Below are 17,343 nucleotides of genomic sequence, written 5' to 3' on the forward strand. Positions count from 1 at the left end.
CCGTACTTGAAAAATGGACAGGGGCGGAATCTTAGCACAGGGGTTTGCAACCGACAGGCTGTTGAATCACGCCGCCCGAAGGCAGACGGACCGCGTGGGCCCGCCCGGTGAAGAAGAGGTCAGACCGCGCCGACAGGAGCAGGCTCGTCCAGCCCCATGGCATGCAGGCGGGCGTAGTAGCCGTTCTGCGCCAGCAGCTCTGAGTGCGTACCGCGTTCGACGATCTGCCCGGCATCCATGACCAGAATCAGGTCGGCCTTTTCGATGGTCGAAAGGCGGTGGGCGATGACCAGCGTGGTACGGCCCTTCATGACGTGGTCCAGCGCCGCCTGAATGTGACGCTCGGACTCGGTGTCCAGCGCCGAGGTGGCTTCGTCGAGAATCAGCAACGGAGCGTTCTTGAGCAGCGCGCGGGCAATGGCCAGACGCTGCCGTTGACCGCCGGACAGCAGCACACCGTTTTCGCCCACCTGGGTATCGAACCCCTGCGGCAACTGGTCGATGAATTCCTTGGCGTACGCATCAGCGGCAGCCGCTTCGATGTCGGCACGCGGCGCACCGGCCAGATCGCCGTAGGCAATGTTGTTGGCAATCGAGTCGTTGAACAGCGTGACGTTCTGATTGACCTGAGCGATGTGCCTGCGCAGGTTACGCAAGCGATAATCGTTGATTTCGACGCCATCGAGCAGGATGTTGCCCATGTCATGCCCGTAGAAACGCGGGATCAGGTTAGCCAGGGTCGACTTGCCGCTGCCGGAGCGTCCCACCAGGGCAATCATCTGCCCCGGCGCGGCGGAGAAGCTGATGTCGTTCAACACCTGACGCTCGGTCTGCGGGTAGAAAAAGCTGAGGTTCTTCACCTCGAGATGGCCGGTCACGCGATCAAGCTCGATGGTGCCGGTGTCGACTTCCTCTTCCACATCCAGCTGTTCGAAAATGCTTTCGGCACCGGCAACGCCTTTCTGGATCGTCGAACTGACTTCCGACAGCTGACGAATCGGCTTGGGCAGCAGGCCCGCAGCGGTGATATAGGCAACCAGATCACCCGCAGTCGCCTCACCACGCAGGAACAGCACGAGGAACATCAGCACCGCCATGGCACTGTAGATCACCAATTGCAGCATCGGCGTGTAGATGGCGCCGGTCTTGGTCATGCGCAGCTGCTTCTTGGTGTTGCTGTTGCTGGCCTGAGCAAAGCGCGCCTGCTCGTAGGACTCGCCACCGAAGCTGCGGACTACGCGATAGCCCTGAATGGTTTCCGAGGCAACATGCGTGACATCGCCCATTGCCACCTGAATTTTCTTGCTCTGCTTGCGGAATTTCTTGCTCGCGGTGCCGACCATGACGGCAATCAACGGCAGGATCGCGAGCATGACCAGCGTCAGCTTCCAGTTCATCATCAGCAGATAGATGAACAGGAACACCACGGTCAGGCCTTCGCGGATCACCACCTTGATGGCATCGGTGGCAGCGCCGGTCACCATTGTGACGTTGAAGGTGATGCGCGAGATCAGATGACCGGAATTGGTCGTGTCGAAGTAACGATTGGGCAATACCAGCAGCTTGTTGAACAGCTCGACCCGCAGGTCATGCACCAGCCCCAGGGAAACCTTGGCCAGGAAATAGTTGCCCAGAAAGGAACCCAGCCCCTGCCATGCGGCGATCAGCACGATAAGCAATGGCACGGCCTGCAGCAGCTGCAACTCGCGCAGATAAGGGACATTGGGAAACAGCACCGCTTCGGGATTGGTCAGGCCATCGACGAAATATTTCAGGATGCCGGCGAGCATCGGCTGGGTCGAAGCGAAGATCACGAAACCAATGATGCTGAGCAGGAAAATGCCCACATACGGACGCACATAAGACAACAGGCGGAAATAGATTTTCACGCTGGAGGTTGTGGACGATTCGGAGGTTGTCATGAGAATCCGTCGTGTTAAAAAGAGGCCGAATTGTATCACAGCGGTTTTCGCGGCTGCCTGCTGCGGTAACATAGGCGGCTCGTCCGTTCCCAAGGGCGTAAAAACCGGAGTATCGATGCAAGCGCTTGACCACGCCCATTACCTTGAACTGGTTCAAGGTGCCGAAGTACTTGAAGCCGACGGCACGGGCGACAAGGTACTCCGTCTGCGTGACGGCTCCATGCTGAAATTGTTTCGGCGCAAACGCCTAGTCAGCTCCGCAGCCTGGTACCCCTACGCGCAGCGTTTCGCAGACAACTGTGAAACGCTGGCCGAACGCAGCATTCCCTGCCCACGGATACTCACGGTAAGCCGCATCGCCGAGATCGAGCGCGATGCCGTACATTATGACCCGCTGGCCGGCTACACCTTGCGCCAGCTGCTGGGCAGTGCGATTGCCGACGACAAGCTGCGCAGGCAACTGGGAAGCTTCATCGCCGGCTTGCACGAAAAAGGCATCTACTTTCGCTCGGCTCATCTTGGCAATGTGATCCTTACGCCGGAAGGCAGCCTCGGCCTGATTGACATTGCCGACATGAAAACCTATCGCCGTGCATTGCGCAAAAGCCTTCGCTTGCGCAATTTCAAGCACATGCTGCGCTATCAGGAGGACCGCCAATGGCTGCTGGAAAACGGCAACCCGGCTTTCCTCGATGGCTACATGAGCGCTCAGACCCTCTGCGACACCTCTGAACTGGCTCAGGCTGTCCAATAACCCGCCCCATAAAAATGGCCGCTTTCGAAGCGGCCATTTTTTGATGCTATTGCTGCTGCCTGAGCCGATGCGTCTGCACCACTCGCCCGAGCACCATGGTCGCAGGTAACAGCACCAGCACCCAGAGCTCATCTGGATTACCGACCAGCTGGGCGCCGTCGAAGTTGAGCATGACCAGCGCGCACAACAGGTAAAGCCCCCAGGCATCGCCGTTGCGCAAGGCGTCCCACAGCGTCATCGCCATCACGACCAGAAACATCACCAGCGATGCCGCGCCGGTATACAGCCCCAGCGACACGAAAATATTGTGCGGGTGCTGGATCGGTACCCCGCCCGTCAGGGTCTGGGTCGTGTAGAAATCGACACCGCAGCCTAGCATCCAGCCACAGCGACGCCATTCACCGGTCATGATTTCAAACAGCTCGATGCGGTAGGAATCACCCCTGACCATCAGCAGGGCTACCCACTGCTCATCCTTGACGAACCAGAAGGCTGCCGCCGCCACGACGCCCAGCGCCAGCAAGGCCACTATCGTGCGCAGCGGAAAACGGTACAGCGAGTAGGCGGTGCAGACGGCAAACAGAACGGCGCAGCCCACCAGCGCAGTACGCGTCTGCACGACAAAGGCGGTTATCACCAGGGTAACGAGAACGGCGCAGACAGCCTCGATCCAGCGACGCTCTCTTGCCCACAACGGCATGGCCAACGCAAGGCTGCAGACCAGCCAGGCACTGGCGTAGATCACGTTCTCCATTCGCCCCGGCAGAATCGCCACACGCTGGCCGAACTCGAACTGCCCGGTCACCCAGCTGCGAATGCTGCTGAGCAGGATGTACAGGCATAGCGCCCAGAACATGCTGCGCACGAATACGCCGCGCCTGAAGAAACCGCTATCGGTAATCGCGGCCACGACAAAGACAAACAGACTGACGTAGATGATGTGCTTGTAATACTGGAACTCCTGCGCCTGTAACGCAGGGACCAGAAAGCACGCCATGAACACCGCCCACGCAATACCCAGGGGCTTGGCAAACACGCCAGCACCGCGGTACTTGATCAGGAAGAAAAATCCCGGCAGCGCCGTTAATGCGTAAAACAGATTGTTGGTGATCTTGGCCGAAGGGTTGAGGATGAAACTCAGCAGGAAGATGACGATGGCAGCCGTGAAGTACTGCTGTACTTTGCTGCCGGGTACTCTTATCGGGTCAACTGACATTATTAAGCAACCAACCTGCTATTAGGCCAGCGAGCACAGCGACGAGCAGCTTGACGCGATCCCGACGTTTGCGACGCTGTTTGTCAAGCCGCTCCTGCGGCACCTCCACGTGCTCACCAAACCCGGTGTGCAACACGGCATCATTTTCCAGAATCAGAGCGTAACGGTTTTGCGCAGCGAATAATTGTGAAAGTTTCTTCTCGCCACCGTGCCCGGCATAAGGCGCATGCTGCTGGTAATCAGCCAGGCGACGCAGCCCGGGATTGAAGGAAAAACCCTGCCATTCCGGCTTGTGCGAGCCCAGTTTGTAAAACGGGATGCCTTCTACCACTTCACGCTCGTTCAGGTAAACGTAAGGGCTGTGAATGCGCAGATCGTGATTGTAGCTGCGCAACCAGACCTGCAAGGCCTGGGGGTCGTGTTCCAGCAGCGTCATCGACTCTTCGATGAAGTGCGGACGGTAGAAATCCCAGTCGTCTTCGCAATGGAACACCCAGGACGTTTCGATCAGCGAATAGGCCGCATCGACAGAGCGCATCTGCCCCAGCTTGGGGTTGTTGATGATAAAGCGCGTATGCGGGTGCCAGTGTTCGGGAATGCAGGCCTGAACCCGGTCATCGCCGGAGTCTTCGGTAATCAGCACGTGGCGTATGGGCGCAGTGTTGAAATGGTCGAACGTTTCCAGGGTGCGCTTCAACAGGTCGAATCGACCACAACTGGTGACGACCAGCGTAATGTCGCTGTTTTCGCTGAATACCATCATTCGTTCCCAATCATTGAATATTCATAATTCCCTACCATCCCAATCGTGACCGCAGGCGATCGATCCAGCTCGCCGCCGGCATGCTGCGCAGTGGCGCATGCATGGCGTCCACGATGGCTTTTCCAAGGGCATGGAATGTAAAGCGTTCCTCGACCAAAGTCTGCCCATTACAGGATATTTCACTGGCCAGTGTGACGTTATCGCGCAATTTCGCCAGCTTTTCGCGAAGCTCGGGAATATCGCGATAGAGCACGATGTTGTGCATGTCGACAAAGCCCAGCGCGCGGTTTTCTTCAGCACCCTGATCGAAGGCAAGCAGCACGCAGCCGCACGCCATGGCCTCGAAATTCTTGATCATGTACTCGCCCATGCCCACGTCGGCACTGACGAAAAAACGGATGCGGTTCAGGGTGTCGCAATACTCTTCGCCGGACTTGGTTCGCGTGACGAGCAGATTCTCGACCTGACCCAACTCGTCCAGCAACGCCTTGCGACCGCTGTAGGCAACGCTGTTGGTGCTGCCCACGAAGGCCAGTTCGATGTCACGCTCGCGTGACTGCAACTGCAACAGGCTCTGGTCATAGCCCTTGGGCACGAACACGGCGTCGAAACCTTCCTGACGCAGACGCTCGCTGACCATGAACCCCGAACAGATCACCCGCGCCCAGGGCAGCTTGCGGTAGTGCGCGCTGAACTTGCCGGTGTATTTGCACGGGATGTAGTTCTGGTAGGCATCGTGTTCGAGGATGACCAGATTGGGAATCGTGCGGATGAACCCGACCTGACGCACTTCCTGCTTGAAACGCAGGAAAAACACGATCCGGTCATAGCGGCTGACGTCCACCTCTCGACGGAAATAGCCACGCAGGTTTCGTTGCTCCACAGAGCTCAGCCAGCGCACTTCGCATTCACAATGTGCGGCGATGCCGTCGTAGAGACGGTCCAGAATCGCACGCTGCTCTTTCTGGACCAGCAGTAGAACTTTCATGGTTTTCCTTGCAGTACTGCGCCTGCTGAATCAGAGATCACGGCTGCACCAGAACAACTCGTGTCGTCGCACCGCCTTGCGGAAGAATTCGTTTTCGCCCTCGGCCGGCCAGTGACGACCGGCCAGAATACGCTGCAGCGCACGGCGCACACGGCGCTTGAACGGCATCGGCGGCAGCAGGTCATGCATCATGCCCAGTGCCATGGCCTTGTCACGTTGCGCGGCAACCGACAATTGAAGGCTGTACGGCACCAGCGGCAACGCGGCATCGAATACCGGTGGCAGGCTAATGCCGCTGTAGGCATCGCCCATCGGCCAGCGGTCGTTGTCGTGCAAGTGGTTGGCATAGCCGAGCACCACGTCCGGCTGCCATTCGAGCCCGAGCAAGGCTTCGCGCACTGCAGCCTGGGCGCAGATGTGATCGGGATGGGGGTCGATGGCAGGATGCGGCATCACCACAACCTGCGGCCTGGCTTTGAGAATCAGCGCGCGCAGGTCGGCGAGCAGGTTATTCCAGGTCGGCTGACCGTTGTCGCCGGGCAATGGCAGGGTATTGAACTGGCGGAACAGGCGGGTATCGGTCAGATCCGCCTCCCGCGAGCCCACTGGCGTATCCGGCGCAGCCTGCATGGCGGGCAGTTGCAGGCAGAAATAGCCCAGTTGCACACACTGCGACTCGGGCACCCCGCCCCATCGCGCCACGGCGATACTGTCCCAGGCCCGCAAGCGGCCTTTCATGCGTGCGGCTTCGGCACGCTCCATGCCCATCTGCCGATAATGCTCGGCCTCGATCTCACCGGCGGTCAGCGTGATGATCCACGCCTCCTCGGCCTGGCTATAAAGCCCGAACGCGGCCAGCTCGGCATCATCGGCGTGCGGTGCGATGACCATGACACGCTGTTTTCGCGCATCCGGCTGGCGAAACAGCCAGAGCCGTGGCGTACCGGCAAGACGGCAGCAACGCCCGCGCAGTTTCAGCACACCTGCGGCCAGCGGCTCGGCAAGCCCGGTCAGGTTCAGATAACGCACACCGCAGACGCCGCGCTCGAACGCCTGCCGGTCGTTCATGCCCTGACCTTGCAGCTCGACCACCGGATCGAGAAAACGTCCGAGCCAGGTGCTTTTGACCGTCAGCGCCAGTATCAGCGTTTCGTCGCCATTCAGTTGCACAGCGGGGTCGATCAGCAGCGTGCCATCGTCGAGGCGGACACCCGGCACTTCGCTGTCGGCAGCAAAGTTGTACTGGTAGTCGTCAGACGGTGAATAGAACAGATGATCGGCGAACCAGGCCTCATGAGCGACCCATGCGCAAACGGCCAGCACCGGGGCCAGCCACCAGGCCACCAGCACGCCAACAGCAATCAACAGGAGCAGCCCACCCAGCAACGCCAGCCGCTTGTTACGGCGATGGCGCTTGAGCAATTGCTGCTTGCGACTCAAATCTGGAACACCGGAACGGGGTTGCACCATCGGTCCTTGTACTCGCGGTCGGCACGACCGAAGGAAAAACGCAGTGATTTGCCCAGTGCGCGGGCGTTCTCCCAGGCGGACTGGGTATTGACGAAGCTCAGCACGCTGCCCGGACTGAAATCACGGGTTTCCGGATCAACACCGCCGTTGACGTACTCGATGCTGACCCACTGCGGCGCTTCGACGCGATACACCAGTTGAATGGCAATCGGCGCATCGTTGAGAAACACCACCGAACCGATCAGCAGCTCGCGCAACAGCTCGATGACCTCGGCCTTGTGCCGGGCGCCGGTCGCTTCGAAGCCCCAGCGACGCTGAAACAGATCGCAGTACATACTCGCCAGTTCGGCGCTGCTGAACTCGCTGACAGGCCTTACCGTACCGCCGGCCTCCTCCAGCAAACGAAGCTCACGACGCTGGTTGTAACGAAACTTCTTGGACAGTTCTTCAGGCGTGCGCGCCATCGCCAGGGATTCGGTCTGTGGCTTGAAGGTACTGATGCGGCCTTCGTTGAGCGAGGACACATAGCGGGCACGATGCCGGACCGGCACCTCGATATCGTCGGCCACCGGCAGAATCAGCTCGGCATTACCCAGATCGAACAGCCCTTTCTTGCCGTGACGCTTGAGTTCGTCCTTGGACAGCGCCAGCGAGCGCCCCCAGGTGGCAATCGCCGCCTTGACTTCACCGCCCTGCTCCCAGGCCAGATAACGCACAGCGATGCCGGAAAAGGCAGACAGACGCGCGACCACCAGCGGATGAGTGGCGACGCTGCCGCCAAACCGCTGCCAGGCCTGCTCGTAGGCAGCCGCATCGATCTGCACCCAGCCACGCTCGCGCCAGCCCTTGAATCGATTGAGCATCAGGCCCCCGCTGTCAGGCTGGAGACTTGTGGCAGACGCCAGAAGACATTACGTACCGCGTGATCGGAGAAGCGTTCGCGCAAGCGCAACAGCATGCGCTCGGCACAGTCCTGACGTTGTTCGGCATCCAGGCCGGCCATGTGCACCAGGCCGTGTGCCAGGCTATGCACGTCACCGAGCGGGAACAGCAGGCCAACGTCTTCGACCACTTCCTTAGCGCCGCCGCATGAGGTTGCAACCAGCGGTACACCGGCGACCATCGCTTCCAGCAGGACCATGCCGAACGGTTCATGGTCCGAGCTCAAGGCGAACACATCGAAGGCCTTGAAGTAGCGCCGCGCCTCAGGCACTTGCCCGAGGAAAAGCACCTGCGGGCCGATGCCCAGCTCCAGCGCCAGCGCCTTGAGGTTTTCTTCCAGGCGACCCTTGCCGAGAATCACCAGTTGGCTGTTATCCGGAAGATCGGGCAGCGCTTCGGCAAAACCGCGCAACAGCGTGGCCTGATCCTTGTCGGGATGCAGACGTCCCACATTGGCGACGATCCAGGCCGACGCCGACAGGCCCAGCTCTGCGCGGGCGCCTTCAGCGGAAAACTGACTGCCCTGCAGTTGCTCGACATCGATCCGGTTGTACAGGGTCTGAATGCGCTCGGCCGGCCATTTGGGCAGGCTGCTGCGCATGTCGTCGCGAACCGCGTCGGAAACACCGAGCAGGCTCAGGCGCTTGCGAAACAGGTTGGCGAACAGCTTGCGACTGCGCCGGCGGTAATCGCCGAACGCATGGTGCACACCGATCACCGGCAACTTCGTCGCCAGTAGGGCGATGTACACCGGCTTGAAGCGGTGCGCAATGCAAAAGCTGAACGAGCGCGTCGCCGCGATCCTGCGCAGGTCACGGATGGCGCCCAGCTTCAAGCCACGAATGGCACTGGAGCTGTACTCCATGAACAGCACTTCGTCCGAACCGCAGTCGGCGACGACTTCCGGGTCGGCGGCGCCGGTCAGAAACACCGTCGTTACCCGGTAGCCCTTGCCGGCGAACAGGCTGGCGTATTGCCGTGCGCAGTCCAGAAACGGCCCGTCATAGCCGTGACAGAATTGCAGTACGTGACGTTCAACCGAGCGTGTCATAAGCCTCGACGCCCTCTTTTACCACCAGGATGTCTTCCATGATCAGGTACTCGAGATCCGAGCCGAAGAACATGTTCAGCGCATCGGTCGGCGAGCAGATCATCGGTTCGCCACGGCGGTTCAGCGAGGTATTCAGGGACACGCCATTGCCGGTCAGGTTTTCCAGCGCTTTCATCATGTCGTAGTAACGCGGGTTGTATTCGCGCTTGAGCACCTGAGCACGGGAGGTGCCGTCTTCATGGACGACTTCCGGAACGCGGGTTTTCCACTCCTCGGCCACTTCGAAGGTGAAGGTCATGAACGGCGCCGGGTGATCGATCTTGATCATCTGCGGGGCGACGGTGTCGAGCATCGACGGGCAGAAAGGCCTCCAGCGCTCGCGGAACTTGATCTGATGGTTGATGCGGTCGGCCACGCCGGTGACGCTCGGGCAACCGATGATGGAACGACCGCCCAGCGCGCGCGGACCGAACTCCATGCGCCCCTGGAACCAGGCAACGGGGTTGCCCTTGACCATGATCTCGGCAATCCGCTCCGGCGTGTTGTCGATCTGGCGCCAGACCGGCTTGCTCGGGTGACGGGCACAGGCTGCAATCACGTCTTCGTTGCTGTACGCAGGGCCGAGGTAGACGTGTTCCATCTTCTCGACCGGCACACCGCGGGCGTGCGATACATAGGCCGCAGCGCCCACCGCCGTACCGGCATCGCCGGACGCAGGCTGCACGAACAACTCTTTGACTTCAGGGCGGGCGATGATGCGCTGGTTCAGTTTGACGTTCAGCGCACAGCCACCGGCGAAAGCGATCTTTCCGGTTTCCTTGAGAATGTCACCCAGGTAGTGATCCATCATCTGCAGCGCGAGCTTTTCGAACAGCGCCTGCATGCTTGCGGCGTAGTGAATGTAGGGCTCGTCGGCCACGTCGCCAACGCGTTTCGGGCCGAGCCATTCGATCAGCTTCGGCGAGAAGTAGAAGCCCTTGCCGTTCTCTTTATAGCGACGCAGGCCGATGACGTTGGCCAGCTCGGTATTGATGATCAGCTCGCCATTCTCGAAGGCCGCCAGACGCGAAAAGTCATACTTGCTGGCATCGCCGTACGGCGCCATGCCCATGACCTTGAATTCGCCGTCGAGCATCTCGAAACCGAGGAATTCGGTAATCGCGCCGTACAGGCCGCCCAACGAGTCCGGATCGAAGAATTCCTTGATCTTGTGGATCTTGCCGTTTTCGCCATAGCCGAAGAAGGTCGTGGCGTACTCACCCTTGCCGTCGATACCCATGATCGCGGTTTTCTCGGTGAAACCGGAGCAGTGGTAAGCGCTGGAAGCGTGGGCCAAGTGGTGCTCGACCGGCTCGATCTTGATCTTTTTCGGATCGAAGCCCAGTTGCTCTAGGCACCAGACGATCTTGTTGCGGTAGCGCTTGTAACGGCGATTGCCCATCAGCAGCGCATCGAGGGCGCGATCCGGCGCGTACCAGTAACGCTTGGCGTAATGCCAGCGGGCCTTGCCGAACAGGCTGATCGGGGCGAACGGAATCGCGACCACGTCGACGTCCGAAGGCTTGATGCCTGCCTGTTCCAGACAGAACTTCGCCGACTCGTAGGGCATGCGGTTCTTTGCGTGCTTATCACGAACGAAGCGCTCTTCTTCGGCCGCTGCTATCAGCTTGCCGTCGATATAAAGCGCTGCGGAAGGATCATGGCTAAGGGCGCCGGACAGGCCAAGGATCGTCAATGCCACTAGTGTCTAGCCTCTTTAGTCTGCATGCAGGCGCAGGGCGCCCGAGAAAAGGTGTGCCCCCGCACAGCGGGCTGAGGGCAGCTAAAGGGCGGGATTATAGCGTAATGACCACGGATTGGCTCGACGCGCTGAAATGTCACTGAAGGCCGCCCGCCAGACGGTGTACGAAACGTCTTTTTCGTCACACCCCATATTTATCTATAACGTCGCGGCTGGTTGCGTCTGATTAATTGAGGCCTTCAGTCACAGCCCCCCGAGGCCGTTGATCAAACCCTCAGCGCCTAACGCAATGGAAAGCCTGTCATGACGCAAACACCCCCTCTGAATTTCAACCTTTCAACCCTGACCCCTGTACCGGTGACGCCCGTCGATACCTGGCCTGGCGCGTCCGCGTCACTGAAAAGGCTCGATGAACTGCGCACCCTTCTGGCCAGGGAACTGGACGCGTTACCCCGACCTGGCGAAGCCTTGCTGAGCGCCCTCGAAGGCACCGACGTGTCCGAGCGCGAACTGGAAATCTTCAGCCTGTTGCAACAGATCGACGACTACTGGAGCGCCCCGGGCGAAACCGGTGAAAGCCGCCGGGATCGACTCGTAGCGGCGTTACAACGGGCCCTGCACGACGAAGCCCGCGTCAGGATTCACGAGCGCGATCTCGACAGTGGCTACCTGGCCTGTCTGCCCGAGTCACCCGATCAGGCACAAGACTCCGCGCTTGCCTGCTCTACGGTACGGGTGCAACTGCACGACGACGAACAGATTGAAATGGCCGGTGTGCTGGTGATTTCCGAGGGTCAGGGGCGCACGTTATTGATGCTGCCGGGGCTCGGAATCACCGGCTTTGCCACACAGGCCATGATGATCACAAGCCTTGCGCAGTGGCTCAACACACCCGGGCTGCGCGATGCGCTGCTCAGCAACGCGGAACGACAGCATCAGGACCGGCTGGCCGAGATACTGCAGGACGCCGACCTGTATCTGGAACCCTTCACGGCTGCCGACGTGCACTTGCAGCCCGTCACCACGGCACCGTTCATTCACGCGTTCGACCGGTTGCTGAACAAACAGCGCAACGACATCCGTTACGCCTGCGAACAGCCCGGCATGGCGGATCGGCTCAAGCGTCAGTCGCTGATCCAGCAAGCCATCGACATGCCTGGCCTGCTGGGCCCGGCCGCCATGCTCGAGCTGCGTGAACTGACCAACAGACAACGTCAGTATCAGCGGGACTTGCCCGAATGGATGAAGATCGCCAGCGCGGCTGACCTGCAGACCTATGCCCTGCACCTGCAACACTACGACGCGGCGCATGCAGCAATGCTCAGCGTACTGGGCAGCGCGGCGTCGCCGGAGCGGTTTGCCGACATGCAGTTGCGCACGCGCCTGGCCAATGACCTGGGCCACGATCTGGACCCTCGGGCCTTGATCATCGACACCCGGCGCACGCTGCCATCGACGAGCGAGACCTATCGCGTGACGCTGCCGCTGACCGAACTGGCACTCTATGGCCTGCATCCAGGTGACGAGACAGCGGGCTCGGACTTCCTCGAGCAGACGCTCATCACCCTCGATGGCCAGCCGCTGGATGCAGCCTATTCGGCCTTGAGCCCGGCCTACCTTGCCCGTGTGATTGACGAACTCGATCTGCGCGCGGTGTTTGGCACGTTTCAGCGCGACGCCTACCAACAGGAACACAACCAACAGATGCTGCGCGCACTGGCGCGAACCCGACTGACCACGCTCGGCTGGGCGGCGAAGATGCAGGGGCATATCCAGCCCGATGATTTTGCCATTGTCGCAGCGCTGACCAACAAGGCAGCGGATGCGCCTGATCCCACGTTGCGTGTGCAGCAGATCAAACTGAATGACCGCAACGTGATGGCCAGATTGCTGGTGTTTCGCAAGCAGGACGCTCAAGTCCGGGCGCAGCGGCTAGTCATGGTCGCCGTCGAGGCGCCTGGGCAGCAGTATTTCAAGGCCTTCGACACCGAGACCCACCTGCTGCATGAGCTGATCGGCTGGACCGCATCGCCCGTAATGACGGCCTGGCTGCTCGATCAGGTAGAGGTCGCTGCCCGCCCGGAACTGGCCGCGCAACTGGCGGCCCTGCGCGAGAAACCGCAGCCCGCAAAGAACTTTCTGCAATTCATCGATCACCCCGACTGCGAGACGGCGTTGCGCAGCTTTACCGACGAGCAGACCCGCGTATTGCTCTCCGAGCAGGCGCGCCATACTCCGGACTGGTACCTGCGCGCCAGCCGCGCCCAACGCCGGGAACTAATGGCCCTTGAACACGCCATTGATGGCGCGCTCGGCAACTATAAGGCCCAACCGCACACCGGCGTTCAATCGTTCAAGGACTACCTGCACCAGCGTGCCAGCCAACAGATAGGCAAACTGCTGGGCGTGCCTGCAGGTACGGTAGACCCCGATCTGGTCGTGATAACCAGCGAACGCGAAACGCTGACCTACACCGACATGCTGCTCAAAGGCTACGACGACAGTATCGATCCCTTGAGGACTTCAGCAGCCACCGACGCCACGTTCAGCGGCCCGCCGGGTATCGACCTGAGCGCATTGTCACCTGCTGCTGTCGCTGGCTCGGTGCGCGGCCAGTGGCTGGCGGACGAGTACATTGCGCTGATCAGAAACACCCTGCTGAACAGCGAAAACGATGGCTACGCCTACCGTCGCCAGTGCAGCGTGATGATCACCCAACTGCAGATGAAGGCAGCTGCACTGCGCAGTCTTCTGAAAGGTCATGTCGAAGCCGCGCAGTATGTCTGGCTCAAGCAATCACTGGATAACGCGCACCTGAGCGATTTGGCTTCACGCGAGCAATATCCCCTTTACCCCCTGCAAGTACATGTGGACAAACCCCTGATCGCCTCGGGACTGACCGATGTCGATCAACTGGTTATCCCCAGTCCGCTGTTGACTCACATCGAAACCGTTCAGGGCTGCCTGATCATTTTGCCGACACAGATCCGTCACGCCGCGCTGCTTTATACGCCGCAGGCACCTGACGGTATCGAATTCCGTCTGTTCAGCGACTTCGTAAACTCGCTGAACAGCGAAGGGATGATCGATTACTACAAGGATCGCTGCCGCATCAAGGCCCGCCGGACCCTGTCGTTCTTCCTGCGGGACATGCAGAGGGGCAACGCCAACAAGCCTCCGGTCATCCCCAGGGCATTCATTTCAGACTTTGCCGATACCTGTTTCAACCGGCCACTGGAGCGCCGGTTGCGTGATGTGGAAGAAACCACCACCGGCCGCCACGACATGCTGGCCAAGCTGATCTGGGTCAGTGTCGAAATCATTGCCACGGCCCTGACCCTGCCCTTCCCGCCGGCAAGCTTTGCGGTGGGCAGCCTGATTTCATTGCATGACAGCAGTCAGGCACTGGCCGCGCTGAGCGCGGGCGACCGGGAGCGCGCCACGAGCTACATGCTGTCGGCACTGCTCAACGGCCTCGGTGCAGGCAGCGATTTGCTGGTGGGTCTGAAAGGACTGGGCGTTTTGCATCAGCTTGAGAACAGTCAGCATTCGACCCCGGTGCTGCGCTCGCTCCAGCGCCAGCCTTCGCTGCCACGTTACGAGGATCTGTACCCGGTAGAGCTGCAAGAGCAGGTATTCCTGCTCGGCAAGCCCAATGTCCACGGGCATGCTGCGGTTTTCCAGGCGTCCCATGTCGCCTCGGCACCACCGCTGGCAACCGGTCAGTTCGCTGCACGAGAGACAGGTGGCGCCTGGCAGCCGCTTTTCCCGCTGCCACCGGCCGCGAAGCGCGTGCCATCGGGTTTGCGCATCGATCTGGCCGTCGACATTTCGCTGGATAACGTGCCACGCATCGCCGATGGTCACGCAAAAGGCGTGCAGGCGATCAATGGAAAACACTACATCCAGCTGTCAGACCGGGCCTTTGAAGTTCAGTACGACGCACACTTGCGTTACTGGCAGATCATCGACCCGGCCAATCCGTTCGCCTTCTTCGGCAAACAGCCGGTTCGCCTGAATGATCAGGACCAGTGGCTGCTCGTCGAACGGCAGCGCCTGCGCGGCGGCGGGCTTGACGCTCCGGGCACTTATCGACCGCTGCCTGAGGAAGCCAGCGCCAGCTCGCTGAACACCTTGGGCGACTACGAGATGCCGGGCGACATGCGTGCGCACCTGGACATCGTCATCAACAAGGAAGTCTTCGATCCGACCGGCGCAGGCCTGGAAGTCTATTTCGAAACGTATTTCACCGAGGTGCGCCAGACCTTCACCGCGCGCCGGGAAAAACTCTATCAAGACGCCCTGGCTTTTTTTGCCGGTTTCACGCCGCTACCCAGGCCGAACCTGCCCGCCTATGGCCTGCCCGGCAGCGTCGACACACTCATCAAGCACATCTTCAGCCACAGTAACGGGCTGGTGTTCAGCGAGGCCCCGAAGTCAGTGGCCAGCAAGCGTCTGCTGCTGCTCAACATGCCCTTGCTCGCAGAGCAGCGTGTCGAGGTGCTGTACATCGAGCACCTGCTGACCGACAAACACCTTCGCAAGCTGGCCAGGTATCGCCAACTGGGCAAAAAGAGTCGCTCAGGCTCTCGTGAGCTCAAGTACTACCTGCAAGAGACCAATCGTGGCGCCCTGAATAACGCCAGCAGCGAATACGATTACTATCACCTGATCAAGACAGCCCACCGTTACGGTATCGAGGTTCGCCCGTTCAGTTCCTCGATCAGCTATCCGTTTATCGGCCATACGGTTCTGGCGGCTGCCGATGACCCGACCTCGGCCATGAAAATGAGCAATTTCTTCGGCCACAACGTTATGAATCAGGACATCGAGCCGGCCTCCGCCAGGCGCTGGGTGGCACTGCTCGACCAGAAGCTTGCCACCACACACGATCAAGTGCCCGGCATCGCTGAAATGCAGGGCGCAGTCAGTGTGCATGTTCAGGACATCCCCGCCGGACGACCGACCCGCATCAGGCAAGGCGCGAGTGGTGCGCCTGAAAACACGCCGACCCACTGCGACTTCACCATAGCGTTTGCCGATCCGGCGCTGCCCGCCGGACCGCTGCCCCCTGCCACTGCTCTGGATAACCTGTTGATTCGCGAGCTGGGCGACCCGGCCGCGATTACCGAGGGAGAGCGCTGGGCGGGCGAGTACGGGTTTGTCCTTGACGAAAACGATACCTGGCTGCGCGTGGAACCTGATGACTGGAGCGCTGACAGAGCAATGACGGCCATCCAGCAATCGCTGACCGATGCCACCTACGAAATGCCGCTGGACACCAGAACAACGCTGCATCGCCTGGCGAACTTCGAAAAGAAGGGGCTCGATATGGAGTATTTTTTTGACGACATCGAACTCGATACCGTGCGCAATACATTCGACCTGCGGCGCAAGAATCTGCAACAGGACGCCGCCAGGATCAGTGCAACTCAACTGCCGCCTCGCCCGACGTTACCCGCCATCGAACCTCAGACAAGCACCGCCGGATTGCTTGAGACCCTGTATCGCCATACTGAAGGCCTGGTTATTGGCGAGTCACACTCTTCGATCGCCAGCAAAAAGCTGATTATCGACAACCTGCCGTTGCTGTCGCAGCAGAACGTCAAAACGCTGTACATGGAGCACCTGTTGAGCGATCTGCATCAGGCAGACCTGGATCGTTTCCTCGAAACGGGGCAGATGAGCAAAACCCTGCTGCATGACCTGAAAACCCTGGACCGCGGGCATCACACCGATCCGGACGGGGTCTACACCTTCGAACGGCTGATCATCAGGGCGCGGCAGCAGGGTCTGGAGATTCGCGCCATCGATTGCGCAAGCAGTTACCACCTCAAAGGCCTCGCCGAGGAAGAGCCCCTTACCCGCCAGCAAATGATGAATTACTTTGCCTCGCGCACAATCCGCAGGCATCAGGACGTAATGGGGTCACACAAGTGGATAGCGCTGGTCGGCAACAGCCATTCCAATACCTACCAGGGCGTCGTGCCCGGTATTGCCGAACTGGAAGGCGGGATCGGCCTGCGGGTCGTCGATGTGGCTCCGGGGCATTCGAAGGGCATAACGCTGGATCCGGGGGAGCTCGTCTCGGGTCGCATAGCGACTAAAAAGGTCTACATCAAAGCTGATTATCGGGTGGAGATGGAAGTGCTGCGTGCACAGTCAGCCAGGCTGCCGAGCACCGAGAAACGCCTCTCCAGGCCGGGAATGTTTTTGTTACAGGAGGGTGAAGGCGACCTGCAAACCATCGTCCATCGCGCACGCGACACCTGGATTCACCACACACCGGTGCTGCGCAATGCCGAAGGCAAGCTGTACATCGAACGTCTGCGCTGGCCGAGTATCCACCTCAAGCCCTTCGACGACATCGATGCACTGGTGGCGGCACTCGAAGCGATGAACCTCAAACGCGCTACCTGAGGATGCGGACGCTCTGCGTCACACAGAGAACGTAGAGCGTCCAGAACCGAATGACGAGAGTCTGCACCTACCGATG

Annotated in this window: 10 protein-coding genes; 2 read left to right on the forward strand and 8 right to left on the reverse strand. The window is 60.1% G+C overall.

Going from position 1 to position 17,343, the window contains the following annotated elements:
• Positions 1-119: 119 nt before the first annotated feature.
• Complete coding sequence (gene msbA / locus BLR20_RS15495) at positions 120-1,922, reverse strand: lipid A export permease/ATP-binding protein MsbA (RefSeq protein WP_010440415.1); 1,803 nt, start codon at positions 1,920-1,922, stop codon at positions 120-122.
• Positions 1,923-2,037: 115 nt separating this feature from the next.
• On the opposite strand from msbA, the gene BLR20_RS15500 reads away from it, so the two are divergent.
• Positions 2,038-2,676 carry a BUD32 family EKC/KEOPS complex subunit gene (locus tag BLR20_RS15500; protein ID WP_054994358.1) on the forward strand — a complete coding sequence of 213 codons (639 nt, stop codon included), beginning with the start codon at positions 2,038-2,040 and terminating at the stop codon, positions 2,674-2,676.
• Between the two features lie 46 nt (positions 2,677-2,722).
• Here the strand turns inward: BLR20_RS15500 and BLR20_RS15505 are convergent, their stop codons facing one another.
• From BLR20_RS15505 to BLR20_RS15535, 7 genes are read right to left on the reverse strand one after another with little or no spacing between them, the layout of a single operon-like run.
• Positions 2,723-3,892 (reverse strand): hypothetical protein, encoded by a 1,170-nt coding sequence (locus BLR20_RS15505; RefSeq protein ID WP_054994357.1) that lies wholly within the window; start codon positions 3,890-3,892, stop codon positions 2,723-2,725.
• On the reverse strand, positions 3,882-4,655 hold the full coding sequence (locus BLR20_RS15510) for a glycosyltransferase family 2 protein (protein WP_054994356.1): 774 nt from the start codon (positions 4,653-4,655) through the stop codon (positions 3,882-3,884). The genes BLR20_RS15505 and BLR20_RS15510 overlap by 11 nt, the downstream gene beginning before the upstream one ends.
• 31 nt (positions 4,656-4,686) lie before the next feature.
• On the reverse strand, positions 4,687-5,643 hold the full coding sequence (locus tag BLR20_RS15515) for a glycosyltransferase family protein (RefSeq protein ID WP_032615449.1): 957 nt from the start codon (positions 5,641-5,643) through the stop codon (positions 4,687-4,689).
• 30 nt (positions 5,644-5,673) lie between these two features.
• The gene (locus tag BLR20_RS15520; protein WP_010440164.1) at positions 5,674-7,083 is read right to left on the reverse strand and encodes a PIG-L family deacetylase; all 1,410 of its coding nucleotides are present in this window, start codon (positions 7,081-7,083) and stop codon (positions 5,674-5,676) included.
• Entirely contained in the window at positions 7,080-7,976 is an 897-nt protein-coding gene (locus BLR20_RS15525) for an antimicrobial resistance protein Mig-14 (RefSeq protein ID WP_054994355.1), read from the reverse strand. Before BLR20_RS15525 ends, BLR20_RS15520 begins: the two co-directional genes overlap by 4 nt.
• Positions 7,976-9,106 carry a glycosyltransferase gene (locus BLR20_RS15530; protein WP_054994354.1) on the reverse strand — a complete coding sequence of 377 codons (1,131 nt, stop codon included), beginning with the start codon at positions 9,104-9,106 and terminating at the stop codon, positions 7,976-7,978. Before BLR20_RS15530 ends, BLR20_RS15525 begins: the two co-directional genes overlap by 1 nt.
• Entirely contained in the window at positions 9,090-10,847 is a 1,758-nt protein-coding gene (locus BLR20_RS15535) for a carbamoyltransferase family protein (RefSeq protein ID WP_054994353.1), read from the reverse strand. Before BLR20_RS15535 ends, BLR20_RS15530 begins: the two co-directional genes overlap by 17 nt.
• Before the next feature lie 303 nt (positions 10,848-11,150).
• Here BLR20_RS15535 and BLR20_RS15540 point away from each other — a divergent pair, with 303 nt between their 5' ends.
• Entirely contained in the window at positions 11,151-17,267 is a 6,117-nt protein-coding gene (locus BLR20_RS15540; protein ID WP_054994352.1) for a membrane-targeted effector domain-containing toxin, read from the forward strand.
• The last annotated feature ends 76 nt before the right edge of the window (positions 17,268-17,343 follow it).

The organism is Pseudomonas congelans (assembly GCF_900103225.1).
GTDB classification, from domain to species: domain Bacteria; phylum Pseudomonadota; class Gammaproteobacteria; order Pseudomonadales; family Pseudomonadaceae; genus Aquipseudomonas; species Aquipseudomonas congelans.

What these genes read in the sequence shown, in the direction of transcription:
- BLR20_RS15530 (WP_054994354.1), bottom strand. Translation starts at nt 9,106, where the DNA reads ATGACACGCTCGGTTGAACGTCACGTACTGCAATTCTGTCACGGCTAT.
- BLR20_RS15525 (WP_054994355.1), bottom strand. Translation starts at nt 7,976, where the DNA reads ATGCTCAATCGATTCAAGGGCTGGCGCGAGCGTGGCTGGGTGCAGATC.
- BLR20_RS15505 (WP_054994357.1), bottom strand. Translation starts at nt 3,892, where the DNA reads ATGTCAGTTGACCCGATAAGAGTACCCGGCAGCAAAGTACAGCAGTAC.
- BLR20_RS15500 (WP_054994358.1), top strand. Translation starts at nt 2,038, where the DNA reads ATGCAAGCGCTTGACCACGCCCATTACCTTGAACTGGTTCAAGGTGCC.
- msbA (WP_010440415.1), bottom strand. Translation starts at nt 1,922, where the DNA reads ATGACAACCTCCGAATCGTCCACAACCTCCAGCGTGAAAATCTATTTC.
- BLR20_RS15510 (WP_054994356.1), bottom strand. Translation starts at nt 4,655, where the DNA reads ATGATGGTATTCAGCGAAAACAGCGACATTACGCTGGTCGTCACCAGT.
- BLR20_RS15515 (WP_032615449.1), bottom strand. Translation starts at nt 5,643, where the DNA reads ATGAAAGTTCTACTGCTGGTCCAGAAAGAGCAGCGTGCGATTCTGGAC.
- BLR20_RS15540 (WP_054994352.1), top strand. Translation starts at nt 11,151, where the DNA reads ATGACGCAAACACCCCCTCTGAATTTCAACCTTTCAACCCTGACCCCT.